This window comes from Vibrio sp. (assembly GCF_047973365.1).
GTDB lineage: Bacteria > Pseudomonadota > Gammaproteobacteria > Enterobacterales > Vibrionaceae > Vibrio.
The window spans coordinates 20,075-46,912 of the sequence record NZ_JBKEBW010000157.1; the positions used below are offsets into that span (position 1 = coordinate 20,075).

The following is a 26,838-nucleotide window of genomic DNA, read 5'->3' on the forward strand; positions in this document are numbered from 1 at the left end:
CGAGTTTCAAGGAAAGTGTATCAAAAATCCGAATGTATTGAATACATTCGGATTTTTATGTACAGCTTAGTAACCTTCTTGATCACCAATCAATACTGAATCTAATGCAATAAGCATCATGTCGTTGAACGTGGTTTGACGCTCTTCAGATGTGGTCGCTTCGCCTGTTTTGATGTGGTCAGATACAGTACAGATAGCCAGCGCTTTTGCACCGTATTCAGCAGCAACACCGTAGATACCCGCCGCTTCCATTTCCACACCAACAATACCGTATTTGTCCATGACGTCGAACATAGATGGATCTGGCGTGTAGAACAGTTCAGCAGAGAAAAGGTTACCGACTTTAACGTCGATGCCACGGGCTTTTGCTGCTTCTTCTGCCGCTTTTACCATTTTGTAGTCGGCAATTGCAGCAAAGTCGTGATCTTTAAAGCGGATACGATTCACTTTAGAATCGGTACATGCACCCATGCCGATAACCACGTCGCGCACTTTGATACCTTCGTTAACAGCACCACAGCTGCCAACGCGAATCACTTTCTTCACGCCGTAATCTTTGATTAGCTCAGTTACGTAAATAGAACATGATGGGATACCCATACCGTGGCCCATAACAGAGATCTTACGGCCTTTGTAAGTACCTGTGAAACCGTACATATTACGTACGTCACACACTTGAACCACGTCTTCTAGGAAAGTTTCAGCGATGTATTTCGCACGTAGTGGATCACCCGGCATCAGTACAACGTCTGCGAATGCACCCATTTCAGCATTAATATGAGGAGTAGCCATTATCTTATTCCTTAATTACAAAAAGTTTTTACCGTAATCCATTGGTGAAATACCAAAGTAGCTTGCTAGGCTTTGACCGATATCAGCGAATGTTTCGCGACGACCTAATGAACCCGGAGCCACCTTCTTACCGTAAACAATCACTAGGATGTGTTCACGAGTATGGTCAGTACCTTGCCATGTTGGGTCACAACCATGATCAGCCGTCAGGATCAGTACATCATCTTCTTGCATTAATTCTAGAACTTCAGGCAGACGCTTATCGAAATATTCTAGTGCTGCGGCATAACCTGCTACATCACGACGGTGACCGTAAGCTGAGTCAAAATCAACAAAGTTAGTGAAGACGATAGTGTCATCACCCGCTTGTTGAATCTGCTCTAGTGTTGCTTCAAACAGCGCAGGAATACCCGTTGCTTTCACTTTCTTAGTGATACCGCAGTTTGCGTAGATGTCTGCGATCTTACCGATAGACACTACATTGCCCTGCTTCTCTTCAACCAGCTTTTGCAGCACTGTTGCTGAAGGTGGCTCAACAGAAAGGTCGCGGCGGTTACCCGTACGCGCAAATTGACCTTTACCAGCACCAACGAATGGACGCGCAATCACACGACCAATGTTGTAATCCGCCAGTTCTTCACGGGCAATTTGGCAAAGCTCAAGTAAGCGATCTAAACCAAAAGTCTCTTCGTGACAGGCGATCTGGAATACTGAGTCAGCAGAAGTATAGAAGATAGGCTTGCCAGTCTTCATATGTTCTTCACCCAGATCATCCAGAACCTGCGTACCAGAAGCGTGACAGTTACCTAAGAAATCATCCAGACCTGCGCGAGCAAGAATGCGATCAGTCAGCTCTTTAGGGAAACTGTTTTGTTTGTCAGTGAAATAACCCCATTCAAACAGCACAGGAACACCCGCAATTTCCCAGTGACCAGACGGAGTATCTTTACCAGAAGACAGTTCAGCCGCATGGCCATAAGCACCAATGATGCCTACTTTATCATCCAATCCCGGAGCAAAACGACCAGTAGACTCTTTGTGCGCCATTGCAAGACCAAGCTTAGACAGGTTTGGCAATGTTAGTGGACCTTTACGATCAGCGTTATCTGCTAAACCTTGTGCACATTGATCTGCAATGTGACCGAGTGTATCTGCACCAACGTCACCAAAATCTTTAGCATCCGCGGTTTCGCCGATACCGAATGAATCTAAAACTAAAATAAATGCTCTTTTCATAACTCTTTCCTCACCAATCTTTCCTGAACGAACTACACATCTTCTGCACGGATCTGACGGTAAACATCAGGAGTTGGGACGTATTCACCACCGACTTTAATCGCATTTTGTAGTGCGTTTGCCGCTTCTTGCCACTGCTCTTCACTACGAGCGTGAATGAACGCTAACGGTTTGTTGCTATCTGCAACTTCACCAAGGCGAATGAAGTTATCAAAGCCAACTGCGTAATCGATAGTATCTGTTGCTACACGACGACCACCGCCCATACCAACCACAGCCATACCAATCGCACGAGTATCCATAGCCGATACCACACCCGATTGCGCTGCGTAAACAGGTTTGATGATTTGAGCTTTATCTAAGTAGTTTTCGTAGTTTTCAACGAAGTCTGCTGGGCCGCCAAGCCCTGCTACCATCTTACCAAAGCGCTCTGCTGCTTGGCCGTTGTCTAATACTGCTTGCAGTTTTTGACGAGCTTCAACGCTGTCTTTGGCAAGTTTTCCCAGCACCAACATTTCAGCACAACAAGCCATAGTCACTTCAAGTAGACGAGGGTTACGGTATTCACCCGTTAGGAAACGAACCGCTTCACGTACTTCAACAGCGTTACCCGCAGAAGAAGCCAATACTTGGTTCATATCGGTTAAAATTGCCGTTGTTTTGGTGCCAGCACCATTGGCAACCGCAACGATAGATTTTGCTAGCTCTTCTGACGCTTCATAAGTTGGCATAAATGCGCCAGAGCCTACTTTTACGTCCATTACTAATGATTCAAGACCTGCGGCTAATTTCTTCGAAAGAATAGAAGCAGTGATCAGCGAGATATTATCAACGGTTGCTGTGATATCACGTGTTGCGTACACGCGTTTATCTGCTGGTGCTAAATCACCCGTCTGACCGATGATCGCCACACCGGCTTGCTTAGTCACTTGACCAAACACGTCATTCGTTGGAGTGATGTTATAGCCAGGGATAGACTCTAATTTATCAAGAGTACCGCCAGTGTGGCCTAATCCACGACCAGAGATCATAGGAACATAACCACCGCAAGCCGCAACCATAGCGCCTAGCATCAGTGAAGTTACGTCACCCACCCCCCCTGTCGAGTGTTTATCAACAATCGGGCCATCAAAGTTCATATGGCTCCAATCGATAACCATGCCTGAATCGCGCATGGCACAAGTGAGTGCGATACGCTCTGGCATGGTCATTTCACGAAAGAATACCGCCATTGCGAAAGCGGCAATTTGTCCCTCAGAAACCGTGTTATTCGCCACACCTTGGATGAAGAAGTTGATCTCTTCTGTGGTCAGGATTTCACCGTCACGTTTTCTTCTGATTATTTCTTGTGGTAAGAAAGTTTGAGGTAAATACATTAGTGCCTCCCTAGCCCCCGAAAACATTGGATGGGTAGCTATGGTTTTTTGCTATTTAGAAATGAAGATGGCGCTGTGCGCCATCTCAGGCTGATGACAAACCCAATATCGTCATTCCTTCGAAGTCAGGAATCTAAATCCCAACATCATGCACAAGAGCAAGATCCCGTATAAATACTGCGTATTTTCCGGGATGACGAGTATAAATCGAACACCGATTTTGTCAGCAAACTCAGATGGTGCTATGCGCCATCTTGTAAAACAGAACGATTAGTAAGCCGCTGGATCCGCTTTCTCGTTTGTTACTTCTAATGTATTTAGTAGATTGGTTAGCAGGCTTGACGCACCGAAACGGTAGTGACGGCTGTCCACCCACTTATCACCTAAGATTTCGTCAGCCATCGCCAGATAATCACGAGCATCTTCAGCGGTGCGCACACCACCGGCAGGTTTAAAACCTACCGTTTCAGCCACGTTCATGTCACGGATCACTTCTAACATCATACGAGCGTATTCCGGTGTTGCGTTCACAGGCACTTTACCGGTTGAGGTTTTGATGAAGTCTGCACCCGCTTCGATAGAGATTTGTGACGCTTTCTTGATGAGGGCTTCTTGTTTTAGTTCACCCGTTTCGATGATCACTTTAAGCAGAACAGTTGAACCACACGCTTGTTTACATTGCTTAACTAGCTCAAAACCCACTTTCTCGTTACCAGCGATGAGAGCACGGTAAGGGAAAACGACGTCTACTTCGTCAGCGCCGTATGCTACTGCTGCTTTCGTTTCAGCGACTGCAATTTCCACATCGTCATTACCGTGTGGAAAGTTCGTGACTGTAGCAATGCGAACCTCTGGGGTGCCTTGCTCACGAAGGGTCTTCTTAGCAATAGGAATAAAGCGAGGGTAAATACAGATTGCAGCAGTATTGCCTACTGGGCTTTTTGCATCGTGACAAAGCTGGATTACTTTCGCATCCGTGTCATCATCATTCAGTGTTGTTAAGTCCATCAGTTTAAGTGCACGTAGTGCTGCTGCTTTTAAATCGCTCATTTCTAACTCCGATCAATATATTCAATTAGTTCACTACCAAGGCGACTGTCATACGTCTATTTTGATAGTCACAAATGAACGGACTTGGTTCCTTGAAGACTCGGTGACGGTTTAACGTTCACCAATTGCTATCCTTGTCACCGCACAGTACCCATTTGGGTCTATGGCACAACAATCTGTGATTGCGGTGTCTTTCAGTTTCAGTTTTCGCTTACTTCCTTCGGCAAGTGAATACAGTATAGATATTTATCACAAAACTGTAGTCCCATTCGAAGAGCAAACGGTTTGTATCTCAAAAATGGTCATATTCTGACATCCCTGAAACACAAGGCTTTTCAATGCAATCCATTACAAAAATCACGCTTTGTTATGTCCTGAAAAGCAAAAACACCCCGCAGCAATGTTCTTGCTACGGGGTGAGATTAAACGGCGTCTATATATCGTACTCTAAATCAAATTAGAACGAGATAAAGAAGCCAGCAATGGTTGCAGCCATCAAGTTAGATAGCGTACCCGCAATCACAGCTTTGATACCCATACGAGCGATGTCGTGACGGCGAGAAGGAGCAAGGCCACCAAGACCACCGAGTAGAATCGCGATAGAAGATAGGTTCGCGAAGCCACATAGAGCGAATGAGATGATTGCTTGAGTCTTCTCGGACATTATTTGACCAGTCGCAGCAACAACTTGAGCGTTGTCACCTACGTATGGTACGAAGTTTAGGTAAGCTACGAATTCGTTGACAACCGTCTTCTGACCGATAAATGAACCAGCAATCGTTGCTTCTTCCCATGGCACACCGATAACAAATGCCAGAGGAGAAAATAGCCAGCCAAGCAGTAACTCTAGAGTTAGCTCAGGCATACCAAGCCAACCACCCAGGCCACCTAGGATACCGTTGATTAGAGCAATCAAACCGATGAATGCGATTAGCATTGCACCAACGTTTAGAGCAAGTTGTAGACCTGCTGCTGCACCGCCCGCGGCTGCGTCGATAACGTTAGCTGGTTTGTCGTCGCCACCTTCAAGCGCATCTTCAATGTTCTCTTGTGGTTGATCAACTTCAGGGAATAGGATCTTAGCGAACAGCAGACCGCCAGGTGCCGCCATGAAAGATGCTGCGACTAGGTACTCTAGTGGCACACCCATCGATGCATAACCTGCAAGAACACCACCAGCAACAGAAGCCAGACCACCACACATTACCGCAAACAGCTCAGATTGAGTCATTTTTGGAACAAATGGGCGAACAACAAGTGGTGCCTCAGTTTGACCAACGAAAATGTTAGCTGCTGCAGACATAGATTCTGCGCGAGATGTGCCTAGAGCTTTCTGTAGACCACCACCAAGAATTTTAATTACCCATTGCATAATGCCTAGGTAGTAAAGAACCGAAATGAGTGATGAGAAGAAAATTAGTGTTGGAAGAACACGGAAAGCGAAGATGAAGCCGCCGCCACCGAACACTTCGAACATCTTGTCAGAAACAAGACCACCGAATAAGAAAGAAGCACCGTCATTACCGTAGTTAATAACGTTAGATACCCCATTAGAGAAACCAGCAAGTAAATCGCGGCCCCATGGGACATACAGTACAAATGCACCTAGTGCAAATTGGATAGCAAATGCGCCACCCACAGTTCTTAAATTAATAGCTTTGCGGTTATTTGACAGTAGTACTGCGATTGCAAGTAGAACGATCATACCGACTAGGCTCATAAACGTACTCATAGTTTATGGCTTCCTTATAGTTTAATTTGGCGTGTTAAACATTGGGTTGTTTTCGGGGTGCGATTATACGCATCTCCCACGGTAAAAAGTAATACGTTCATCACGCATTTTTAGGCAATAGTAATATATTACACTTAAAAACAAGAACTAAATCACAATAAACCCTCAAATGGACTTATCCAATAGCGTAATAGCAACATCTCGCCAACAAATTGTAGTTCAATAACAACAAAATGCTGCAACCGTTTGCTCATCAAAGAACAAAGCAAGTTGCTAAACTTTAGACTCAATTTTGCGTCATTTAACCACCAAATTAGCCATTAATTTCAATTTAACCTTAAACACAAACATGAGTGTCCCATCACACTCAAACGTTACATATTTCATTCAACTCTACGACAAACACGATAAAAATCCCCAAACCAACCGATACAAATTAAATACCGTGCATAGTCATACTTCAGAGCAATAAGTTGGCTTGCCACTTGCTTAGTGACCACTCAATAGCGAATTCAAAGCCGAATAGAGTAAGAAATATTATTGCTTGCACTATTTTGGTGACCAAAATCACAGTTATGGTGAGCTCAATTTCTCTCAATCGTTTGTAATTAACAAATAGATATACATTTGCGACTAATTACTTATTACTTTCTTTTATTTACAAAAAAATGTGATTTGACGTGAGAGATTCGACTTTTTTTTACAGCGCAAACGATAAACTTATACGCGATCAAATTTGCTCGCCGATAATTCATTCAAACTATTGATATTTTATTTTTGGGTTTGTTGAACTTTTGTTAAAGGTCAGCAGTCTCTCGTCTGGTACAGTGGTATTGCAGTCATAACGATATAAACAAAAAATGATATAAACAGAATAGGTATATAACAGTGAAAAAATCTATTATAAAACTCTCAGCACTTGCTTTAGCGGTCTCTTCATTTCACGTTTTAGCAGAGGCGAAACCAGCGGTAATTTATGATACAGCGGGTAAATTCGATAAGTCGTTCAATGAAGCTGTCTATCAAAACGGTGTAAAAGTGATGGCTGCAGAAGGCACTGAAGTTCGCGAATTTGAACCTCAAAACGAGGCTCAACGTGAACAAGGTCTTCGTCGTCTTGCCAGCCGCGGGTTTAGCCCAATTGTTGCGGTAGGCTTTAATATGGCATCAGCCGTAGAAAAAGTAGCAACAGAGTTCCCAAATATTCACTTTACCATCCTTGATTCAGTGGTTGACAAACCAAACGTACAATCCATCGTATTTAAAGAGCATGAAGGTTCATTCCTTGTGGGTGCACTTGCAGCAAAAGCGTCTAAATCGGGTGTAGTTGGCTTCGTTGGCGGTATGGATATTCCTCTAATCCGTAAATTCGAATGCGGTTACGAGCAAGGTGCTAAATACACCAACCCAAACATCACTGTGCTACAAAACATGACAGGTTCAACGCCAGCCGCGTTTGCTGACCCGGCAAAAGGCTCTGAACTGGCTAAATCTCAATTCTCTAAAGGTGTTGACGTAGTTTACGCGGCAGCGGGTGGCACAGGTCTAGGTGTTTACCAAGCAGCGAAAGATGCAGGTAAATTTGCTATCGGCGTGGACTCAAACCAAAACCATCTACAACCTGGCACTATGTTAACGTCAATGGTTAAACTGGTCGGTGCAGCTTCAGTTGAAAGTTGGAAAGAAGAGATGAACGGTACTTGGCAACCAGGTATCAAAGCTCTGGGCCTTCAGGAGAATGCTGTTGACTGGGCATACGATGATAACAACAAGGCTCTGATCACTGACGAAATGAAAGCTTACATGGATACTCTAAAAGCAGACATCATAGCAGGCAAAATCAAGATCCACGACTACATGTCCGACAACAAGTGTGAGTACTAATTTAGCTCTCTGCGCTTAGTTAAAACAATACATTCCGTTTGGAAATGTTATACGCCGCTGCTCACTCAGCGGCGTATGATTTTATTTGGGTGTTCTTTTTAAGCGCATCCACTTGAATATGGCCTTAATTAGTTCAGGAAGTTTTTACGTGACGCAATCTCAAAACTATGCCATCGAGCTTAAAAAAATCGATAAACGCTTTGGTGCCGTTCACGCGAATAAAGCTATCGATTTAAAAGTTCCAGCAGGTACCATTCACGGCATTATCGGTGAAAATGGCGCTGGTAAATCTACCTTGATGAGCATCATATACGGTTTTTATCACCCAAATTCAGGCGAGATGTTTGTCGATGGCAAACCATACAGCCCTAGTAATTCTCAGCAAGCCATTGCTGCGGGAATCGGCATGGTTCACCAACACTTTATGCTGGTTGATACCTTCACGGTTCTTGAAAACGTCGTTCTCGGCGCTGAATCTGGCTGGAAACTAGAAGACAGCTTAAAAGCGGCAAGAAAGAAACTGCACCAAATTGAAAAAGACTACGGTTTAGATGTTCCACTCGATAAATTGGTGGGTGATCTACCCGTTGGTTTACAGCAGCGAGTCGAGATCCTTAAAGCGCTCTACCGCGATGCGAAACTGCTTATTCTTGATGAACCTACAGGCGTGTTAACACCTCAAGAAGCGGATCACTTGTTCGCTATTCTGGACAAACTACGTAGCCAAGGCACCACAGTCATCATCATCACCCACAAACTGCGTGAAGTACTGGCTATTACCGATAACATTTCAGTGATGCGCCAAGGCGAGATGGTTGCCGATGTCAAAACTTCACAGACCAGTCGTGAAGAACTTACCGAACTCATGGTGGGGCGCAAAGTTCGCTTAAAAGTCGATAAATCACCAGCAAATCCGGCGAAAGAACTACTTAAGGTAAACCATCTTAGTTACGTAGACCATAGCGGCGTTCAACGTGTTAAAGATATTAGCTTTTCGGTCCGTGCAGGTGAGCTGGTCGGGATTGCTGGTGTATCGGGTAACGGCCAATCCGAGATCTTATCTTTGCTGTCTGGGATCTTAAAGCCAACCTCAGGTAGCTTTGAACTAAACGGACATACCATTTCTGTCGATAAACCGGCGGATCCTCAGCAGGTTCGAGCCATGGGTGTCGGTCATATTCCAGAAGATCGCCACAAACAAGGCTTAATCAACAAATTTGAAGCTCAAGAAGCGTACATCTTGGGTTATCACAACCTGGCAAAATACAACAAAGGCTTACTGCAAGATAAAGTGGCAATCTCGAGAATATGCCAAGAGAGCATGGATAAATGGGACGTTCGCCCGAATGATATCCATCTAAAAACCGCCAACTTCTCAGGCGGTAACCAGCAAAAATTGGTGATTGCCCGCGAGATGGAAGAGAACCCGGATGTGCTTTTGATCGGTCAACCCACTCGTGGTGTCGACATCGGTGCGATTGAATACATCCACCAGCAAATCATTGCCAGCCGCGATGCAGGCAAAGCTGTGTTGTTAGTTTCCGTAGAATTAGACGAAATCTTAAGCCTTGCCGATCGTATCTTGGTTGTGTTTGATGGCGCAATCGTAGGTGAACTGCAAGCGCATCAAGCGGATGAAAAAACATTAGGCCTTATGATGGCGAATATCGTTCCAGACCATATAAAAGAGAGCCTTGCCCAAGGAGAGACGGCATGAGTCAGGCAAAAGTGCCCGCTTGGGTAACCATTGCGCTGTTACCGGCGATCAACGTATTGATCGCATTTTTAGTTTCAGCTTTATTGTTTATTTATATTGATATCAACCCATTAGATGCTATCAAGGTCATGTGGACAGGCGCTTTTGGTTATGCGGAAGGTATCGGTTATACCCTTTACTACACCACCGGCTTTATCTTCACCGGTTTAGCGGTGGCGGTGGCTTACCATGCAGGTCTGTTCAACATCGGTGTGGAAGGTCAGTCGTACATTGGTGGTCTTGGCGTTGGAATAATCTGTTTAACCCTCGGCGAATATGCACCTTGGTATGTGGTATTTCCCGTAGCAGTTATCGTTGGCGGTGCTTTTGGCGCGGCTTGGGCATTCATTCCTGCTTATTTGCAGGCGAAACGTGGCTCGCATATCGTTATCACCACTATCATGTTTAACTTTATTGCCGCTTCATTGATGGCATATCTATTGGTCGACATTCTCAAGCCAGAAACAACAATGGCAACGGAAAGCCGCGTGTTTGCCCAAGGTAGTTGGCTACCGAAAATGCATGAATTTTTCGCGATGTTTGGTATCCATCTTGCGCCAAGCCCACTCAACATCAGTTTCATTTTTGCGTTAATTTGCTGTGTGTTTGTCTGGCTATTTATTTGGCACTCACGTTGGGGCTATGAAATTCGCTCTATCGGTGCAAATGCGTCAGCAGCGTCTTATGCGGGTATCAACTATCTCAAAATAGTCGTCATCACTATGCTGCTCTCAGGCATGTTGGCGGGTTTCTTTGGTATTAACGTACTGCAAGGTGAACTTCATCAGATCAAACTGAACTTCGTCGAAGGCTTCGGTTTCACTGGTATCGCGGTAGCTCTGATGGGGCGAAACCATCCGGTAGGTGTTGTTCTGGCAAGTTTGCTGTTTGGCTTCTTGTATCAAGGTGGGGCGGAATTGAGTTTCGACTATGGCGTTGACCGTAACATCGTTGTGGTACTGCAAGGTCTGGTCATCCTTTTCTCTGGTGCGCTTGAGTACATGTTCAAACCTTCAATTGAACGCATATATCTGCGCTTATTTGGCAAACAAGAACATGGAGTTGCGTAATCATGTTTGAAACCATCATTTTAATGGCTGATGCCACCATTCGTGTTGCGACGCCACTGATTCTTGCCGCCCTTGCTGGTATGTTTAGTGAACGTTCCGGCGTAGTAAACATCGCTCTGGAAGGTAAACTTCTGGCAGCCGCTTTTTCAGGTGCAGCAACCGCTTACATCACAGGCTCTGCTTGGTTAGGTGTTTGTGCTGGCGTATTAGTGTCTATTCTGCTTGCGCTACTGCATGGCTTCGCTTCGATTACACACCGTGGTGATCAGGTGGTCAGCGGTATGGCAATCAATATTCTGGCGACAGGTTTAACCGTAACTCTTGGACGTTACTGGTTCAATCAAGGCGGTCAAACGCCAGCGCTTTCTGGTGATGCTCGCTTTGCGCCTATATCTTTACCGGGTGCCGATGCGCTTCAGGATACGCCTGTGATTGGTCTGCTTTATTCTGAGTTAATCAGTGGTCACTCTATCATCGAGTATGTGACTTTAGCTGCGGTTCCACTCTCTTGGTATGTATTGTTTAAAACTCGTTTTGGCTTACGTTTAAGAGCGGTAGGTGATGCGCCAGCCGCTGTCGATACTGCCGGTATCTCAGTGGCAGGCATGCGTTACAGCGCGATGGTGCTTTGTGGATTGCTAGTCGGTTTGGCCGGTGTTTATCTTTCTGTTGGTCAAACAGCGCAGTTCATTCCGAACATGAGCGCAGGTAAAGGCTATATGGCACTGGCCGCGCTTATTTTTGGTAAATGGCGTCCGTTCACAGCGATGGGTGCATGTTTGCTGTTTGGCTTCCTTGATGCGTTAGCTATTCGTCTGCAAGGCGTGAGCGTTGGTGACTTCCCTATTCCGGTTCAAGCCATCGAGGCGCTACCTTATATCTTGACGGTATTTCTACTGGCTGGATTTATTGGCAAAGCAGTTGCGCCAAAAGCAATTGGTGTTCCATACACCAAAGAGCGCGAGTAACGATTTTATCTTTTTACTTAACACAAAGGGGAGCGAATTTCGCTCCCCTTTGCTATTCCTTAATCCGAAACAGCTCAATACTGTTTGCCCAAAGCTGCGATGCCAGTAGCTCTTGATCTTCATTTCTCAATAGAGCCAACTCGTCTAACACATCAATGAGATATTGGGGATGGTTTACCTCTCCTTGTCTGCCACATAAAGGCATATCCGGCGCATCGGTTTCTAAAACCAGAGACTCGATCGGTAATTGACGGATAGCTTGTCGAGTTTTATTAGCTCGTGGGTAAGTAATCACTCCGCCTACACCGATTTTAAATCCAAGCTCGATAAACTGTCTGGCTTGCTGCTCACTACCGGAAAAAGCATGCAATACACCACCTTGAGTAAAGCGATGTTGTTTAATTAATTGCAGCAGTCGATTGTGTGTTTTACGGCTATGCACAATGACGGGAAGACGGGCGTGTTGTGCCATGGCGAGTTGAGCGATGAAAACACGCTCTTGCAGCGAGGCATTGGCCTCAACCATAGCGTCTAATCCACATTCGCCAACGGCAACACAAGCACTTTCTCGCTGTGTTAATTCAACTTCTAACTGCTGCAACTGTCCATCGGCAAAGTGTTCAAGAAAATAAGGATGAAAACCGAGAGCGTATCGAAGAATCGCTGGGTATTGTGCTGCGAGATTTTTCACTCGCAGCCAATTGAAAACACCAACCGATGGAATAAGGATTTTATCTACCTGAGCATGCGTTGCGGCGGACATTTGCTCCGGAAACGATGCGGCAAACTCATCAAAATCAAAGTGACAATGAGTGTCAAACAGCCGCAGCTTATGATTTTTCGCTGTCATTAGCATGAGCAGGGGCTTTGTCATCAGTCGGTTCTTTATCGTGAATTGGATCTTTACGATAAGGAACGCAGCAACGTTTTTGATCCGGTGTTAACCCCATGTTTTGGCACCAATCATCATAACGTGCCAGCCATTTTTTAAACCAAGTTAGCATAACCACCTCATCTATAGGCTTATTGTTCTTCGCGCTTGAATACTAATTCTGTTGCTGTCGATTCTGCGGCACAGAAATAGTAGCCAGCAGAGTCAAAAGCTTGCAATTGCTTCACTGATTCGATGCGGTTTTCAATAATATAGCGCGCCATCATACCGCGCGCTTTTTTTGCAAAGAAGCTGATCACTTTATATTGGCCATTTTTGCAGTCTTTAAACACAGGAGTGATCACTTGGGCATCTAAAGCTTTCGGTTTAACGGCTTTAAAGTATTCATTCGAAGCCAGATTGATCAGCACGTTGTCTTGTTGTGCTTTAATCGCTTCATTGAGCTTATCGGTAATGATGTTGCCCCAGAACTGATAAAGATTGCTGCCACGTTCATTACCCAGCTTAGTCCCCATTTCAAGACGGTAGGGCTGCATAAGATCGAGAGGCTTGAGCAAACCGTATAGACCAGACAACATGCGCAGGTGTGTTTGTGCGTAATCTAAATCATCTTCCGACAACGTTTCCGCGGCTAAACCTGTGTAGACATCCCCTTTAAATGCAAAAATCGCCGGGCGAGAATTATCAGGCGTGAAGGTTTCTCTCCACTGCTCAAAACGCGCTACGTTCAAGCCTGCAATTTTGTCGCTGACTTTCATTAAGTCGGCAATATCAGCCGGTGTGAGCGTACGGCATGTTTTGATCAGTTGTGCTGAATGTGACGTCAACTCAGGTTGAGTAAAACGAGTTGTCGGCAATGGCGATTCATAATCCAATGTTTTTGCTGGAGAGACCACGACAAGCATAAGGTTTCCTTTTATAAATTCTGTTGAGCTGGCTTTTTATTACCTATACCCATAGCTTACAAAAAAAGCCATACAGTGTCTGCATGGCTTTTCCAATCTATAACATTGGTACTATCTATTAGTGTACTTAGTTTACTTTATTCGACTTCGATTGATCCCAGATTCCATCTTCTAGTTGAGTTTTTAGTTCTGGGTAATCATTGGCATTGAAAGTCGGTACTTTACCCGCGTCTAGCTGACGGTTGTAGTCTTTCGCAAGTTTAATTACGGTTCCAGACAGAAGCAGAATCGCAATCAAGTTAACAATTGCCATCAAGCCCATTGACACGTCCGCCATCGCCCAAACAGTAGGCAAAGTTGCTAACGCGCCAAACATCACCATGCTTAAGAAAATCAGACGAAATACCACTAAGCCTTTCTTGTTGTTGTGCTCAAGGAAAACTAAATTGGTTTCGGCATATGAATAGTTGGCAATGATTGAAGTAAACGCGAAGAAGAAAATCGCCATCGCAATGAAGATGCCACCCCAATCGCCAACTTGGGAACTCAATGCGCGTTGGGTCAGCTCAATACCGGTAATTTCACCGTGAGGAACGTACTCACCAGAAACAAGGATAATCGCCATCGTCGCTGAACAGATAACAATGGTATCGACAAATACGCCCAACATTTGCACATAACCTTGAGACGCAGGATGAGGAGGATATGGCGTTGCTGAAGCCGCAGCGTTAGGCGCAGAGCCCATACCCGCTTCGTTGGAGAACAAACCACGTTTCACGCCGTTAATCATCGCTTGAGCAATTGCATAACCTAGCCCACCAGCAGCGGCTTGTTCAAAACCAAAAGCGCTTTTAATAATTAGCGAGAATACCGCAGGTACTTTCTCGATATTCATCAACACAACCACAATCGCAATCGCTAAATAGGCAATCGCCATAAATGGAACGATAAGCTCAGCAGTACGGGCAATTTTACGGATACCACCAAAAATAACGAACGCAGTCAGCACCACAATACCAATACCAACCATCATAGGATCAAAACCAAATGCATTGTTCATCGCATTTGAAATTGAGTTAGCCTGTACAGCGTTAAACACTAAGCCGAAGGCAATAATTAGGAAGACAGAGAAAAGCACCCCCATCCAACGCATGCCTAAGCCTTTTTCCATGTAGTAAGCTGGACCACCTCGGTAGTTACCATCTTTATCGCGCGACTTATAAAGCTGTGCGAGCGTACTTTCTGCAAATGACGTTGCCATACCTAACATTGCGGTCATCCACATCCAGAAGATGGCACCAGGGCCTCCAACGGTTAAGGCAACGGCAACACCTGCCATGTTGCCCGTTCCAACACGAGCAGCAAGGCTAGTACAAAGCGCTTGGAAAGAGGAAATACCAGCATTATCAGCTTTACGGCTATTCTTCAGCACGCTAAACATATGACCGAAATGGCGAAATTGAATAAAGCCCAGACGGAAGGTGAAATAGATGCCGATACCCACGAGGAGATACACAAGTATCGAACCCCAAAGCAGGTCGTTCATTAGGTTAATTAAGTCTGTCACAAGAACCTCTAAATAGAGTAAATATTAAAACCTGAATATAAAAGTTAACACGTTAGCTATGCGTTCGCTGACTGCAAAATGCTCTTATTATGATGTGTAATTCAGGAGATTGGGGATACCCAATCAGTTTAGGTATCAATTCGATGGGCGAGAATGATGCAGCGAGGGGGGCAAGAAATCAATATAATCATTATTGCTTATTATGTAGCCTTCTATCTTGCATCACTAAGATTTAGTCGACCAAAGGAGACATTAAAGCAACATTTAATTCAACTTAAAATAACAAAAATCTCATATTCAATATCAGATCATTCGCAATTATCCCCAAGTAACTGCTGCCCTATAAATCGTATGACTCAGCATAATATGATTTCCAATTATTCATAGAAGAACGGTGGGAAACTTAATGAGCATTTTTTAACCATCAGAGCATTCTGCAAGCTCGATTAACAACATTTTGTTAACATCAACTAATTATCAATAAATAAGAAACACCACGACCAACCGGTTAAATAACGACCAACCCTGTGTTGGCAAGATTTATTTCGTTAGGCGTAATCCATAAAAATTTAATATTAATGAAACAAATGAGAAATAAATCATAGTTATTGTCCATCAAAATATGATATTTAGAAAAAACTCCAGGAACGGAGACAACCAAAAGAGGCTTGTTTTATGGATGACTTGCACTTCGCTGAACTGTTAGATGCGCAAATCGCGAAACTTCGCTCAAACGCGAGTAGTAGAGCGAAACCAGCTAAAAGGATGTGGCGTGAGATAGAAGCAATACGAGATCGAAAACGGTTGGAACGAGAGTTGTTAGAAATGGACGTATGTCTAGAGCTTGATGACCTCAAAATATAAAATAGAGGCGCCTTCACTGGGCGCCTCTATTATTTTGACTGTTTTGACTAATTACATTCTGTTTCGCTTTGTCTTACTCGACGAGCAAGTTGAGCGTATCTTTCTGCAATGGTTGAACCAAAGACGGGATCATCTTCATTGCAGTGCCATTGAGATTCGACCTGTTGCCAATCAGCCACACTAAAAGTTCGATTGATCAAAGGCAAAACGGATTGCTCTTCCATTTCCAGATGTTGTCGCTGAGAAGAGATAAATTGCTCCAGTTGAGCAATAAACACATCTTGAGGAACCACGGCGTCATTTAAGATCATCTCAACCGTGTTCAAAAATTCATGCGTTGTTTCCGATAATAGTACATGCTCTTTTTCCAGATCCGAAACTTCTTCATGTTCACCGTAATGCTGCATGTAATGGCGATAAAGAATATCTTCTTTAGGATGATGGATACTTTCCGAATGGCGGGAAAGATAATCCACAATCTCCTTAACTAGGCTGTAGTTAATCGGTTGTTCATCTTTAAGAAGCTGTAACTTTCCACGCAAAATAGCCAACAGTCGAGTCATGTATCCATGTTCACGTCTGATTCTTTCAATCATCATTGTGCGTCTCCCTTACACAGTCTGGTAAAACAAAGTCTATATAAGGATTGCCTAACACGCTTTGATTTTGGTCGAAAAAACAGCAACACGAACAACCATTCACCACATCATTGATTCGAATCAAGAGTTGGTTGCCAATCGATTGGTGTTTTACCTAATTGCTTGAGTATCTGATTTGTCTGCGAAAAATGCTGACAGCCTAAAAATCCACGATGAGCGGATAATGGCGATGGATGCGGAGCCATCAGTACATGATGCTTGTTTCTATCGATCATCTGACCTTTTTTCTGAGCATGAGATCCCCAAAGGAGGAAGACCACGCCTTGGCGATGCTGGTTTAATGCATCAATCACACGGTCAGTAAATGTTTCCCACCCCGTCTTGGCATGCGAATGTGCCTTCCCCTGCTCTACCGTTAAAACGGTATTGAGCAGCAATACACCTTGTTCTGCCCAGCTTTTCAAATAGCCGTGAGTGGGGATTTGGAACCCTGCAATATCCTGAGACAGCTCTTTATACATGTTGACCAAAGAAGGCGGTGTTTTCACTCCCGGAAGAACTGAAAAACAGAGGCCATGCGCTTGGTTAGGCCCGTGGTAAGGATCTTGCCCCAAAATGACCACGTTTACATCGTTGAATTCAGTGAAACGAAAAGCATTAAATACATCTTTTGCCGGCGGGAAAATAACTTTACCAGCAGCACGTTCAGCCTCAACAAACTGGAGTGTTTGCTGGAAATATTCTTGTTCTTTCTCTATGCCAATGACATCATGCCAAGTCAAAGAATGGCTCATAACCGCTCCTGAGTATAAATATAGTGATGCTATTTTATACCCATAGCTACAAAGTTGCAGCTAGATAACCGAGTTCGCATGCTACAACCAGTGATTAAACAGACAGTCACAAGCTAAATATCAATGTCCTTTGCTCGGTTGCGGAGAGCGATGATGCCCTCGCCCTGTGACATGACGGTTAGGAACGGGCATGCGAGCCACAGGGCGGGCAGAGCTTGATGAGATAACACAAACTGAAGAGAACATACTGGGCATCCTTCTTTACAACGTTTCATGCAATCGTCATGAGAAAAACATGCCAATATTGTGATCTCAAACGAGGGAATTACGCACTTAAATGATGATCACGCATAGCTTGGATTTCCAGATGCCAAATTTCAGGATCAATTGTTTCTAAAATCAATGGGATATAATCGAAACGTGGATCTTTAGCAATATATTCAAAACAGTCCCAACCGATTTCACCTTTGCCCAAAGAGTGGTGACGATCAAGTTTGCTGCCCAATCCACCTTTTGAATCATTAATATGCATTGCTCTCAAATAGTGCATACCGACAATTTGATCAAACTCGGCAAAGGTTGCCTTACAAGCGTCAAAGCTACTTAAATCGTACCCAGCGGCAAAGGTGTGGCAAGTATCAAGGCAAACACCAACACGCGATTTGTCTTCCACTTGCTCAATAATTGCCGCTAGATGTTCAAAACGCCATCCAAGGTTAGTCCCTTGCCCTGCGGTGTTTTCGATCACGGCAATCACCTCAGGTACCGCTTTATGCGCCAGATTAATGGATTCAGCAATAGTGCTGAGGCACTCCTGCTCTGAAACCATCTTTAAATGGCTGCCTGGATGGAAGTTGAGTAGTTTCAAGCCCAACTGGTTACAACGTTCCATCTCATCAATAAAGGCCGCACGTGATTTTTCCAGCTTATCGGCTTCCGGAGCACCTAAGTTAATTAAATATGAGTCGTGAGGCAGAATATAATCGGCAGAAAATCCCAATCGCTGACACTGATCTTTAAAGCGTCTTATTGTTGAGGCTTCTAGCGGCTTCGCCACCCATTGACGTTGGTTTTTGGTGAAGATCGCAAACGCATTCGCGCCAATTTCTTTGGCTCTTAATGGCGCCTGATCGACACCGCCAGCAGCAGACACATGTGCACCAATGTACTTATTACCCACAAGCTTTACTTCTTTTGTCATTTAATCACTTTCTACTTTCAATTTGGCTGTATAAGTTGCTGATTTGTTCTATTTGTTACCTTCCAGCACACAAAAATGTAGTTTTATTACAACATATAGAACAAAAAACAGTAATAAAATATTTTTTTAATAGTTAAAATTTAATTGAATATCTATATTTATTAACTAGTTATTGATTAAAGTCAAATTTTAAACCCTAAAACAAGAAAGGTTTATTGTTGTATTTTGATCTAAATCAATACTATAATTATGGACATAAACTATATAATACCAAGCTCAACAGAATTTACGAAAATTAACACCAATAATACGCCACTTAAAGTGGATTAGGAGATATTGATGATCCAAGGTATTCAAATCACTAAAGCAGCTAATGATGATCTACTTAACTCAATTTGGCTAATCGATAGCGAAACAAATGAAGCTCGTTGCGTTGCAGCATCTGGTCGCTACGCTGCCGATCAAGTTGTTCCAGTATCAGACCTTGGCGAATACGAAAGCCGCGAAGTGGCGATTGAAACAGCGCCAAAAATTGAAGGCGGTCAACACCTAAACGTTAACGTACTTAAACGTGAAACATTGGAAGATGCCGTTGCTCATCCAGAGAAATACCCACAGCTAACTATCCGTGTATCAGGTTATGCTGTTCGTTTTAACTCTCTAACGCCAGAGCAACAACGCGACGTTATCGCACGTACTTTTACTGAATCGCTATAATTCAGTTTCGCAAATTAAAAAAAAGCGGTGCCCTTACTATTGTGTAAAATAAGAGCACCGCTTTTTTATGCTTTGTTGGTAGAGAATCAGTCATGATTCTCTAACTTGTATTACTCGCCACGAACCTTGATCAGAAGCTTTCTCAGTGCAGCGAAGTCAACGTCCATCTCATCAGACAGTAGTTCCATCACAGCATGTTTAGCCAAAGGTGCTGGTAGCTCGATATCGGTACCTAAAATATCATCCACCACTTCTTTGAACTTAGCTGGGTGCGCAGTACATAAGAACAGACCGGTTTCACCTTGTTGAAGTTGCTGATCAAGTACGCGGTAAGCAATGGCACCGTGTGGTTCACACAGATATCCCAATGCGTTCAGCTCTTTTACCGACTCGGCACTTTCCGCATCCAGAACCGCACCTTTACCTAAGGTTTCCAAGCCCCAGTCTTTGATTCTGCACAGCTCTTCGATACGCGGCCAGTTGTTTGGCTGGCTCACATCCATCGCATTTGAAGTGGTCGCCACTGTTGGTTTTGGATCCCATTTGCCGGTTTCCAGGTAACGAGGTACTGTGTCATTAGCGTTAGTTGCGGCAATAAAACGCTTCACTGGCAAGCCTAATGCTTTTGCCAATAGACCAGCAGTAAGGTTGCCGAAGTTACCACTGGGTACTGAGATAACTAAGTTTTCGCGCTCAGCTTTGCTCATTTGCGCCGCAGCTTCGAAGTAATAGCAGATTTGTGCCATCAAACGGCTAATATTGATTGAGTTAGCCGAGTTTAGGCCAACTTTCTCACGCAGCTCTGCATCATCAAAAGCACTTTTAACTAATGCTTGGCACGCATCAAAATCGCCATTGACCGCTACAGTGTGAATGTTCTTGCCTAGAGTACAGAACAGCTTCTCCTGAAGTGGACTGATTTTGCCTTTTGGATAGAGGATCACGACATTGATATCTTCCATGCCGTAGAAAGCATGAGCAACTGCCGCGCCGGTATCGCCAGAAGTTGCTGTTAGAATGGTGATTTTTCCGCCATTAGATACTGCTGCAAGAGACTGAGCCATAAAACGGCCACCAAAGTCTTTAAACGCAAGCGTTGGACCATGGAACAGTTCAAGCGCATAAACACCCTCTTTTACCGCTTTGATTGGCGCAGGGAATTGGAACGCAGATGCCACCATCTCATTCACTTTCTTGCTTGGCAGTTCATCACCGATCAAAGCGGATAGAATTTTAGTGCTGCGAGTAACGAAATCTTCGGCTAATAGCGCATCAATATCATTAAATTTAGGTAATTCCGACGGGAAAAACAGACCTTGATTACGGCCTAACCCTTGGCGTACGGCTTGGCCAAAGGATACTTGTTGATCATTTTCTTTTATGTTGTAAAGCTTCATAGCTCACTTCCTGTCACTTTTGAACCGTTTTTGTCTAGACGACAAACGTGAACGAATCCTTCTTCGTTTTGTACGTAGTTTTGCTCTAGCCAACGCGCAACGCGCTCAGCAACATCTTGCTCTTTACACACACTAAATAGCGTTGGACCACTACCAGAAATGCCTGTCGCCAGAGCGCCAGCAGAAAGCGCATATTGGCGAGCTTTAGCAAAACCAGGCAGCAGTTTCTCACGATAAGGTTCTGCGATCACGTCTTTGATCATTTTTGCCGCGAGTTCTGGCTGATTACTGTGGCAAGCATGGATAAAGCCCGCCAAATAGCGACCATGAGCAATAATATCCTGACGACGGTATTGAGCTGGCAAAATAGCTCGCGCTTCAGCCGTTGAAACCTTAATACCCGGATAAGCCATGACCCAATACCAGTCATCAAAGCACGGCACCTCTTGGCTGATAATGCCAAGCTCTTCCAGCATCAATTGCACGCCACCAAGATAACAAGGTGCTACGTTGTCATAGTGAATGCCACCAGAGATCTTACCTTCCATCTCCCCCATTAACGCCAACAGCTCTGTTTCATTTAATGGTTGAGCGTGGAATCGGTTGAGCGCATCCAGTGCAGCCACAATTGAACAGGCACTTGAGCCTAAACCAGAACCGATAGGCATGTTTTTTTCTAACGTCATTTCGAGTGGTTTAAGAGCAATCTGCTTTTTCTCTAACTCACGAGCAAACACTACCCAACAATCATAAACGATGTTTTCTTTTGGGTTTTCAGGCAGCTTGGAAACAAAGCTGCCTGCTGTTTTAAGTGTAAAAGGCTCTGAGCCTGCTTTAACTTGAACTCGGTCACCAAGCAGCGTTCCGTCAATCGGCGAAACCGCCGCGCCTAATACGTCGAAACCGACACTTACGTTACCGATTGAGGCTGGGGCGTAGACCACTACGCCCATGTCACTTGAACTCATTGATTAAATCCCTAATTTCCAGCCAAGCGTACGCATGACATCCGAGAATACACCTGCTGCTGTTACTTCAGTACCCGCACCGTAACCGCGTAGCACTAATGGAATCGGCTGATAGTAGCGGCTGTAGAATGCTAATGCGTTCTCGCCATCCTTAATTTTGAACATTGGGCCATTTTCATCGACCATAGTGATGTGTACTTGACATTGACCTTGCGCGATTTCCCCCACATAGCGCAGAACTTTGCCTTCAGCCGCCGCTGTAGCTGACAACTGCTGGAAGTATTCATCCGCTTGCGGCAGACGAGCCATAAAGTCGTCAATACTGCCTGATGCATCAAAGCCCGGTGGTAGCGCTTGTTGCACTTTAATATCTTCTAGCTCTAATACCATTCCCGCTTCACGCGCAAGAATAAGTAGCTTACGGGCGACATCCATACCCGATAGATCATCACGTGGATCTGGCTCAGTGAAACCTTTCTCTTTGGCGATAGCGGTTGCTTGGCTAAGCGTCAATCCTTCGTCTAACTTACCGAAGATGAATGATAACGAGCCGGATAAGATACCGTTGAACTTCTCCAGTTCATCCCCCGCAGCAATCAGGTTCTGCAAGTTTTCAATCACAGGCAGACCCGCACCAACAGTTGTTTCATACATCAATTTACGGCGAGAGTGACGCGCCACTTCGCGTAACTGATGGTAGTACGCCATGCTTGCTGTGTTCGCTTTTTTGTTTGGCGTGACAACGTGGAAACCCGCCGCCAAGAAGTCTGTGTATTGATTGGCAATCGCTTCACTTGAAGTACAGTCCACCAACACAGGGTTAATGATGTGGTTACGGTTAACTAACGCGATCAAGCGAGCCAGCGAGAACTCTTCAGACGCAGATCCCATACGGTCACGCCAGTTATCAAGAGGTAGGCCTTCGCTATCAAGCAGTAAGCCTTTGCTGTTTGCCAAACCACATACACGAATCACGATACCTTTTTCAGCCAGCTTCGCTTGTTGGCGGTTAATTTGATCAACCAGCTCTCCACCGACACCACCAACGCCGACAACGAATACATCAAGGAAGTGTTTAGAATTGAACAAGTTTTCGTGACACGCTTTGATAGCTAAAGAGACTTTGTCCTCAGGGATAACCGCTGAAATTGCACGCTCTGATGAACCTTGAGCAATAGCGACAATATTCACATGAGCTTCTGCCAGAGATGCAAAGAACTGAGATGCCACACCGCGAGAAGTCCGCATACCATCACCAACCAGCGTGATGATCGAAAGATCTTCGGTAAACTCAACTGGCTCTAACAGCCCCTCTTTCAGTTCCAACTCAAACGCTTCTGACAGAGCTTGTTGAGCAAGCACTTTGTGCTCAGCTTCAATACAGAAACTGATGCTGTATTCAGACGAAGATTGAGTGATCAGAACGATAGACACTCCGGATGCAGACATCGCACCAAATACGCGACTCGCCATACCCACCATGCCTTTCATGCCAGGGCCTGAAACGTTAACCATAGTCAGATTATTTAGCGTTGTGATGCCTTTGATTGCTAGATTGTCTTCACCAGTATCAAGACCAATTAAAGTACCAGGGCCTTGAGGATTGAAACTGTTTTTGATTAGACAAGGGATGTGAAATTGAGCAATTGGAGCGATAGTTTTTGGATGAAGAACCGAAGCGCCAAAATAAGAAAGCTCCATCGCTTCTTGATAACTCAGAGACTTCAACAAACGAGCATCTTCAACTAAACGTGGGTCACAGTTGTAAACACCGTCCACGTCAGTCCAAATTTCACAGCACTCAGCACGTAAACACGCAGCTAATACAGCAGCGGAGTAGTCAGAGCCGTTACGGCCAAGGCAAACCAACTCGCCTTTTTTATTGCCGGCGGTAAAGCCCGGCATAATATGAACGTGTTTTTCCGGAAGTGGGTTCAACTTGAAGTTTTGTGTTGATACTTCCACATCCACCATAGCTTCTAAGTAATCGCCTTTGGCTAGCAGATATTGAACCGGGTCAATCAGGTTAGCGGCTAATCCTTTGGCTTCCATCACCGCTTTCATTAGCTGGATTGAAACACGCTCACCTTTACTGATGATACGAGCATTGACGTTGTCAGGACACATACCTAATAGGCTGATACCGTGTACGAACTGACGCAGTTGTAACATTGATGTATTGACTTGATTCTCATACGCAGTGCCATCGATGTTTGGCAACACTGCTTTTACATCGGCAAACAAAGTGTTGAAAGACGATTCTAACTCTTTGATTTGTAGCTCTGCTTCTCCATTACGCATCGCGCTTTCAATCACTGCCACCAATTTATTAGTTGTTTTACCCGGTGCAGAAAGAACAACGGCAACGTCTTCCTGCTGAGCATTATTGGCAATGATATCGGCTGCCCGTAATAAACGGTCAGCATCTGCTAACGATGAACCTCCAAACTTTAGAACTCGCATTCCTTTACTCCAAGTCATTTTAAATAGACATAAAAAAAGGCCTGTATCGGTGGGGATACAGGCCTTTTTTGTAAATTTTACGCTTAGCAGCCTGCCCCAACATGCGTAATGTCGGTAATAATAATGGTGGTGATCATCATTACTAGGCTGTGATTAAACATAGAAATCTTACTTCGTTTGTGTGTTTGCTTACTACTACGTTTACCTTATTTTTCATCGTATAGTCAATGAAAAAGTCGTTTTTTTTTAAGTTTCATGCGGATTGGTTAGCTAACTCAAATCGAGCGCATGTTTTGACAGCAAAATTCCATTCCAATCCGCATAAATATAATCACCCGGTTGCACCATTTGATTCTGCATGGTCAAGGTAACGTTCACCTTGCCGACACCTCGTTTTTCGGTTTTAAATGGACAGGCATCTAACGCTTTGATACCCAAATCCATCTGGGATAGCGCAACAACATCTCGAACAGCACCGTAGATGATCACGCCTTCCCAACCATTATCAATCGCCGTCATAGCGATCTGGTCACCTAGCAGGGCTTTTCGACGAGATCCATTACCATCAACCACCAATACTTTACCTTTGCCATTCTGGCTCAGCACTTCGCGGACCTTGGAATTATCGTGATAGCAACGAACGGTCACTATTTGTCCGCAAAAATCGCTTCTCATACCGTAATTCTGCAAAGGTAAGTCGAGTAAAGTCACTTGTGATTCATAACGATCACATATATCCGGTGTGATATCTTTCATCGTTCCTCCATGATTCTCGTAATTGTAAATTTAAAAATAATTAGGCTTTAAAGGGGGAGCAACCTCATTTGGGTTACAGTTTGAATAAATTGAAATCCCCTAAACATTCCCGTAGTTCTCCCTTACAGGAATGTAAATAAAGCATGTTGTTACACACGTAATAAATGGCATTCTGCCTATAAACTCTGCCGAGTGCTAACGCCTTATCCAAAGGCATATTCACTGCAAAGCTCTCTTCAAACCAATTGAAATCAGGGTCACCAACGCGAACACAATACCAATCATAACCAATCAATTCATTCTGTAAATGTTGATTATTTACGCAATTCTCATATTGTGACAACTTAGCACTTTCAGGGTTCCATGCGGTAATAATGGCATAATTTTCAAAGGTAATCTTATATTGAAGGTCAAACTTCACAATGGAATAGGCTTGCCACAGCTTTGCATTTATTTTCATCATGTTGCAAATTTTACAATTCGTTATTAGCTTTAATATACGTTACATTTTACCAATTGATATAAATCAACAAAGTGATTGGAATTAACATTTGGTCATTGTTAGCATGCTGTTAACATTATAGAATCCGGCTCAAAGACTAGTAGGACCAAAGAGGTATTGGATTCCTCTTCAACTAGTGCCCATGGATGACGGGCAACCCGAGAGTAGATTTTTTACGTAAATTAAGATTTATTGTTAACATCAAGCTACCCTATGTTATGTTTTTGCCTAGAATGAGTTCTATTAGCACAAATTATTCACAAGTTTAGGTACCGCCAATGCAAACCCCGCAGATTCTTATCGTTGAAGATGAGCAAGTAACTCGTAACACTCTAAAGAGTATTTTTGAAGCCGAGGGATACACTGTTTTTGAAGCTAGTAACGGTGAAGAGATGCACCATGAGCTATCTGACAACAGCATCAACCTAGTCATTATGGACATCAACCTACCGGGTAAAAACGGTTTGTTACTGGCTCGTGAGCTTCGTGAGCAAGCTGACGTTGCACTAATGTTCTTAACGGGCCGTGACAACGAAGTCGATAAAATCCTAGGTCTGGAAATTGGTGCAGATGACTACATCACTAAACCATTTAACCCTCGTGAACTGACGATTCGTGCTCGTAACCTACTTAGCCGTTCTATGAACACGGGTGCAACTCAAGATGAGAAACGCTCAGTTGAGAAATACGAATTTAACGGTTGGGTATTGGATATCAACAGCCGTTCTCTTGTTAGCCCAAGTGGTGATGGTTATAAACTACCTCGTTCAGAATTCCGTGCTCTACTGCACTTCTGTGAGAACCCAGGTAAAATTCAAACTCGTGCCGATCTTCTGAAGAAGATGACGGGTCGCGAGCTAAAACCACATGACCGTACTGTAGACGTAACGATTCGTCGTATCCGTAAACATTTCGAGTCTGTATCTGGTACACCAGAAATCATCGCAACCATTCACGGTGAAGGTTACCGTTTTTGTGGTGATTTAGAAGAATAAGCCAACAGCGAATTCCTCTAAAAAAAGAATACTAGAAAGCCCCTTCTTAATGGGGCTTTACTTTTGTTTATTTGATCAAGTGTTTTAATTCTCGTTCCCACGATCTGAAGTGACCCCCAATAGTTGGACAACCAATTATTGGGGGTCTTTTATTTATGTCCAAATACAGTCGCGAGTTAAAGTTCAAAGTAGCTAAAAAGTATCTTGATGGCTCCACTCCTCGAGAGCTCGCTGAAAAATATTCTGTCCCAACAAAACATGTTCGTTATTGGGCTCATGTTTTCACTATGCATGGTTCAAATTCATTTTTAATTGATGGCCATTCTCTTAGTGCGGAAGCTAAGCTGGAAGCGT

At 44.1% G+C, this 26,838-nt stretch carries 26 protein-coding genes, 1 pseudogene and 1 other annotated feature; of the genes and pseudogenes, 8 read left to right on the top strand and 19 right to left on the bottom strand.

Annotated elements, in window-relative coordinates; all coding sequences use genetic code 11:
- Positions 1-66: 66 nt before the first annotated feature.
- The 5 genes from deoD to ACK5MF_RS18330 form a co-directional block, all read right to left on the bottom strand.
- Complete coding sequence (gene deoD / locus ACK5MF_RS18310) at positions 67-792, bottom strand: purine-nucleoside phosphorylase (protein WP_416923961.1); 726 nt, start codon at positions 790-792, stop codon at positions 67-69.
- 15 nt (positions 793-807) lie between these two features.
- Positions 808-2,028, bottom strand: coding sequence for a phosphopentomutase (locus ACK5MF_RS18315; RefSeq protein WP_416923962.1), 1,221 nt, complete (start codon positions 2,026-2,028; stop codon positions 808-810).
- A gap of 32 nt (positions 2,029-2,060) precedes the next feature.
- Positions 2,061-3,404, bottom strand: a complete 1,344-nt coding sequence (gene deoA, locus ACK5MF_RS18320; RefSeq protein ID WP_416923963.1) for a thymidine phosphorylase — start codon at positions 3,402-3,404, stop codon at positions 2,061-2,063.
- Positions 3,405-3,674: 270 nt separating this feature from the next.
- Positions 3,675-4,454, bottom strand: a complete 780-nt coding sequence (deoC, locus tag ACK5MF_RS18325) for a deoxyribose-phosphate aldolase (RefSeq protein WP_416923964.1) — start codon at positions 4,452-4,454, stop codon at positions 3,675-3,677.
- Between the two features lie 457 nt (positions 4,455-4,911).
- Positions 4,912-6,186 (bottom strand): NupC/NupG family nucleoside CNT transporter, encoded by a 1,275-nt coding sequence (locus ACK5MF_RS18330; protein ID WP_416923965.1) that lies wholly within the window; start codon positions 6,184-6,186, stop codon positions 4,912-4,914.
- 888 nt (positions 6,187-7,074) lie between these two features.
- Between ACK5MF_RS18330 and ACK5MF_RS18335 the strand changes: the two genes are divergently transcribed.
- The 4 genes from ACK5MF_RS18335 (at position 7,075) to ACK5MF_RS18350 (ending at position 11,864) form a co-directional block, all read left to right on the top strand.
- Positions 7,075-8,070 carry a BMP family lipoprotein gene (locus ACK5MF_RS18335; RefSeq protein WP_416923966.1) on the top strand — a complete coding sequence of 332 codons (996 nt, stop codon included), beginning with the start codon at positions 7,075-7,077 and terminating at the stop codon, positions 8,068-8,070.
- Between the two features lie 118 nt (positions 8,071-8,188).
- Positions 8,189-9,787 (top strand): ABC transporter ATP-binding protein, encoded by a 1,599-nt coding sequence (locus tag ACK5MF_RS18340; protein WP_416923967.1) that lies wholly within the window; start codon positions 8,189-8,191, stop codon positions 9,785-9,787.
- On the top strand, positions 9,784-10,896 hold the full coding sequence (locus ACK5MF_RS18345) for an ABC transporter permease (RefSeq protein ID WP_416923968.1): 1,113 nt from the start codon (positions 9,784-9,786) through the stop codon (positions 10,894-10,896). The genes ACK5MF_RS18340 and ACK5MF_RS18345 overlap by 4 nt, the downstream gene beginning before the upstream one ends.
- A 2-nt stretch (positions 10,897-10,898) precedes the next feature.
- A complete protein-coding gene (locus ACK5MF_RS18350; RefSeq protein WP_416923969.1) occupies positions 10,899-11,864 on the top strand; it encodes an ABC transporter permease in 966 nt (321 codons plus the stop codon).
- Positions 11,865-11,916: 52 nt separating this feature from the next.
- On the opposite strand, the gene ACK5MF_RS18355 is transcribed toward ACK5MF_RS18350, so the two are convergent.
- The 4 genes from ACK5MF_RS18355 to ACK5MF_RS18370 form a co-directional block, all read right to left on the bottom strand.
- The gene (locus tag ACK5MF_RS18355; RefSeq protein ID WP_416923970.1) at positions 11,917-12,738 is read right to left on the bottom strand and encodes a TatD family hydrolase; all 822 of its coding nucleotides are present in this window, start codon (positions 12,736-12,738) and stop codon (positions 11,917-11,919) included.
- Entirely contained in the window at positions 12,695-12,868 is a 174-nt protein-coding gene (locus tag ACK5MF_RS18360; RefSeq protein WP_416923971.1) for a DUF5363 family protein, read from the bottom strand. The genes ACK5MF_RS18355 and ACK5MF_RS18360 overlap by 44 nt, the downstream gene beginning before the upstream one ends.
- Before the next feature lie 19 nt (positions 12,869-12,887).
- The gene (gene yaaA / locus ACK5MF_RS18365; protein ID WP_416923972.1) at positions 12,888-13,661 is read right to left on the bottom strand and encodes a peroxide stress protein YaaA; all 774 of its coding nucleotides are present in this window, start codon (positions 13,659-13,661) and stop codon (positions 12,888-12,890) included.
- A gap of 127 nt (positions 13,662-13,788) precedes the next feature.
- Positions 13,789-15,228: an alanine/glycine:cation symporter family protein gene (locus ACK5MF_RS18370; protein ID WP_416923973.1), complete on the bottom strand. Its 1,440-nt coding sequence runs from the start codon at positions 15,226-15,228 to the stop codon at positions 13,789-13,791.
- A gap of 675 nt (positions 15,229-15,903) precedes the next feature.
- On the opposite strand from ACK5MF_RS18370, the gene ACK5MF_RS18375 reads away from it, so the two are divergent.
- Positions 15,904-16,092: a DUF3545 family protein gene (locus ACK5MF_RS18375; RefSeq protein ID WP_416923974.1), complete on the top strand. Its 189-nt coding sequence runs from the start codon at positions 15,904-15,906 to the stop codon at positions 16,090-16,092.
- A gap of 47 nt (positions 16,093-16,139) precedes the next feature.
- Here ACK5MF_RS18375 and ACK5MF_RS18380 read toward each other — a convergent pair whose 3' ends face one another.
- From ACK5MF_RS18380 to nfo, 4 genes are all read right to left on the bottom strand, one after another.
- A complete protein-coding gene (locus ACK5MF_RS18380; protein ID WP_416923975.1) occupies positions 16,140-16,691 on the bottom strand; it encodes a hemerythrin domain-containing protein in 552 nt (183 codons plus the stop codon).
- Positions 16,692-16,798: 107 nt separating this feature from the next.
- Positions 16,799-17,485 carry a uracil-DNA glycosylase gene (gene ung, locus ACK5MF_RS18385; protein ID WP_416923976.1) on the bottom strand — a complete coding sequence of 229 codons (687 nt, stop codon included), beginning with the start codon at positions 17,483-17,485 and terminating at the stop codon, positions 16,799-16,801.
- Between the two features lie 120 nt (positions 17,486-17,605).
- The gene (locus tag ACK5MF_RS18390; protein WP_416923977.1) at positions 17,606-17,731 is read right to left on the bottom strand and encodes a hypothetical protein; all 126 of its coding nucleotides are present in this window, start codon (positions 17,729-17,731) and stop codon (positions 17,606-17,608) included.
- Between the two features lie 79 nt (positions 17,732-17,810).
- Positions 17,811-18,686 (bottom strand): deoxyribonuclease IV, encoded by an 876-nt coding sequence (gene nfo / locus ACK5MF_RS18395; protein WP_416923978.1) that lies wholly within the window; start codon positions 18,684-18,686, stop codon positions 17,811-17,813.
- Between the two features lie 339 nt (positions 18,687-19,025).
- Between nfo and grcA the strand changes: the two genes are divergently transcribed.
- Positions 19,026-19,403, top strand: a complete 378-nt coding sequence (gene grcA / locus ACK5MF_RS18400; RefSeq protein ID WP_416923979.1) for an autonomous glycyl radical cofactor GrcA — start codon at positions 19,026-19,028, stop codon at positions 19,401-19,403.
- Between the two features lie 110 nt (positions 19,404-19,513).
- Here the strand turns inward: grcA and thrC are convergent, their stop codons facing one another.
- The 6 genes from thrC to ACK5MF_RS18430 all read right to left on the bottom strand — a co-directional run bounded on the left by thrC (position 19,514) and on the right by ACK5MF_RS18430 (position 25,450).
- Positions 19,514-20,800, bottom strand: a complete 1,287-nt coding sequence (gene thrC, locus ACK5MF_RS18405; RefSeq protein WP_416923980.1) for a threonine synthase — start codon at positions 20,798-20,800, stop codon at positions 19,514-19,516.
- A complete protein-coding gene (gene thrB / locus ACK5MF_RS18410; protein ID WP_416923986.1) occupies positions 20,797-21,753 on the bottom strand; it encodes a homoserine kinase in 957 nt (318 codons plus the stop codon). The genes thrC and thrB overlap by 4 nt, the downstream gene beginning before the upstream one ends.
- A gap of 18 nt (positions 21,754-21,771) precedes the next feature.
- On the bottom strand, positions 21,772-24,231 hold the full coding sequence (gene thrA / locus ACK5MF_RS18415) for a bifunctional aspartate kinase/homoserine dehydrogenase I (protein WP_416923981.1): 2,460 nt from the start codon (positions 24,229-24,231) through the stop codon (positions 21,772-21,774).
- Between the two features lie 30 nt (positions 24,232-24,261).
- Positions 24,262-24,376 (bottom strand) — a sequence feature (Thr leader region).
- Positions 24,315-24,392 carry a thr operon leader peptide gene (thrL, locus tag ACK5MF_RS18420; protein WP_416923987.1) on the bottom strand — a complete coding sequence of 26 codons (78 nt, stop codon included), beginning with the start codon at positions 24,390-24,392 and terminating at the stop codon, positions 24,315-24,317. Its footprint overlaps the feature before it by 62 nt.
- Positions 24,393-24,501: 109 nt before the next feature.
- Positions 24,502-24,987 carry a putative 4-hydroxy-4-methyl-2-oxoglutarate aldolase gene (locus ACK5MF_RS18425; RefSeq protein ID WP_416923982.1) on the bottom strand — a complete coding sequence of 162 codons (486 nt, stop codon included), beginning with the start codon at positions 24,985-24,987 and terminating at the stop codon, positions 24,502-24,504.
- 73 nt (positions 24,988-25,060) lie between these two features.
- Positions 25,061-25,450, bottom strand: a complete 390-nt coding sequence (locus ACK5MF_RS18430; RefSeq protein WP_416923983.1) for a DUF3293 domain-containing protein — start codon at positions 25,448-25,450, stop codon at positions 25,061-25,063.
- A 317-nt stretch (positions 25,451-25,767) separates the two neighbouring features.
- On the opposite strand from ACK5MF_RS18430, the gene arcA reads away from it, so the two are divergent.
- Together arcA and ACK5MF_RS18440 are read left to right on the top strand one after the other, a co-directional pair.
- Complete coding sequence (gene arcA / locus ACK5MF_RS18435; protein WP_416923984.1) at positions 25,768-26,484, top strand: two-component system response regulator ArcA; 717 nt, start codon at positions 25,768-25,770, stop codon at positions 26,482-26,484.
- 155 nt (positions 26,485-26,639) lie between these two features.
- Positions 26,640-26,838 (top strand): annotated as a pseudogene (locus ACK5MF_RS18440) (helix-turn-helix domain-containing protein); the annotation flags it as partial.

What these genes read in the sequence shown, in the direction of transcription:
- ACK5MF_RS18425 (WP_416923982.1), bottom strand. Translation starts at nt 24,987, where the DNA reads ATGAAAGATATCACACCGGATATATGTGATCGTTATGAATCACAAGTG.
- ACK5MF_RS18375 (WP_416923974.1), top strand. Translation starts at nt 15,904, where the DNA reads ATGGATGACTTGCACTTCGCTGAACTGTTAGATGCGCAAATCGCGAAA.
- ung (WP_416923976.1), bottom strand. Translation starts at nt 17,485, where the DNA reads ATGAGCCATTCTTTGACTTGGCATGATGTCATTGGCATAGAGAAAGAA.
- deoD (WP_416923961.1), bottom strand. Translation starts at nt 792, where the DNA reads ATGGCTACTCCTCATATTAATGCTGAAATGGGTGCATTCGCAGACGTT.
- ACK5MF_RS18345 (WP_416923968.1), top strand. Translation starts at nt 9,784, where the DNA reads ATGAGTCAGGCAAAAGTGCCCGCTTGGGTAACCATTGCGCTGTTACCG.
- ACK5MF_RS18360 (WP_416923971.1), bottom strand. Translation starts at nt 12,868, where the DNA reads ATGCTAACTTGGTTTAAAAAATGGCTGGCACGTTATGATGATTGGTGC.
- ACK5MF_RS18350 (WP_416923969.1), top strand. Translation starts at nt 10,899, where the DNA reads ATGTTTGAAACCATCATTTTAATGGCTGATGCCACCATTCGTGTTGCG.
- yaaA (WP_416923972.1), bottom strand. Translation starts at nt 13,661, where the DNA reads ATGCTTGTCGTGGTCTCTCCAGCAAAAACATTGGATTATGAATCGCCA.
- thrA (WP_416923981.1), bottom strand. Translation starts at nt 24,231, where the DNA reads ATGCGAGTTCTAAAGTTTGGAGGTTCATCGTTAGCAGATGCTGACCGT.
- ACK5MF_RS18330 (WP_416923965.1), bottom strand. Translation starts at nt 6,186, where the DNA reads ATGAGTACGTTTATGAGCCTAGTCGGTATGATCGTTCTACTTGCAATC.
- deoC (WP_416923964.1), bottom strand. Translation starts at nt 4,454, where the DNA reads ATGAGCGATTTAAAAGCAGCAGCACTACGTGCACTTAAACTGATGGAC.
- ACK5MF_RS18355 (WP_416923970.1), bottom strand. Translation starts at nt 12,738, where the DNA reads ATGACAAAGCCCCTGCTCATGCTAATGACAGCGAAAAATCATAAGCTG.
- ACK5MF_RS18315 (WP_416923962.1), bottom strand. Translation starts at nt 2,028, where the DNA reads ATGAAAAGAGCATTTATTTTAGTTTTAGATTCATTCGGTATCGGCGAA.
- deoA (WP_416923963.1), bottom strand. Translation starts at nt 3,404, where the DNA reads ATGTATTTACCTCAAACTTTCTTACCACAAGAAATAATCAGAAGAAAA.
- thrL (WP_416923987.1), bottom strand. Translation starts at nt 24,392, where the DNA reads ATGTTTAATCACAGCCTAGTAATGATGATCACCACCATTATTATTACC.
- ACK5MF_RS18430 (WP_416923983.1), bottom strand. Translation starts at nt 25,450, where the DNA reads ATGATGAAAATAAATGCAAAGCTGTGGCAAGCCTATTCCATTGTGAAG.
- thrC (WP_416923980.1), bottom strand. Translation starts at nt 20,800, where the DNA reads ATGAAGCTTTACAACATAAAAGAAAATGATCAACAAGTATCCTTTGGC.
- thrB (WP_416923986.1), bottom strand. Translation starts at nt 21,753, where the DNA reads ATGGGCGTAGTGGTCTACGCCCCAGCCTCAATCGGTAACGTAAGTGTC.
- arcA (WP_416923984.1), top strand. Translation starts at nt 25,768, where the DNA reads ATGCAAACCCCGCAGATTCTTATCGTTGAAGATGAGCAAGTAACTCGT.
- ACK5MF_RS18380 (WP_416923975.1), bottom strand. Translation starts at nt 16,691, where the DNA reads ATGATGATTGAAAGAATCAGACGTGAACATGGATACATGACTCGACTG.
- grcA (WP_416923979.1), top strand. Translation starts at nt 19,026, where the DNA reads ATGATCCAAGGTATTCAAATCACTAAAGCAGCTAATGATGATCTACTT.
- ACK5MF_RS18340 (WP_416923967.1), top strand. Translation starts at nt 8,189, where the DNA reads ATGGCCTTAATTAGTTCAGGAAGTTTTTACGTGACGCAATCTCAAAAC.
- ACK5MF_RS18390 (WP_416923977.1), bottom strand. Translation starts at nt 17,731, where the DNA reads ATGTTCTCTTCAGTTTGTGTTATCTCATCAAGCTCTGCCCGCCCTGTG.
- nfo (WP_416923978.1), bottom strand. Translation starts at nt 18,686, where the DNA reads ATGACAAAAGAAGTAAAGCTTGTGGGTAATAAGTACATTGGTGCACAT.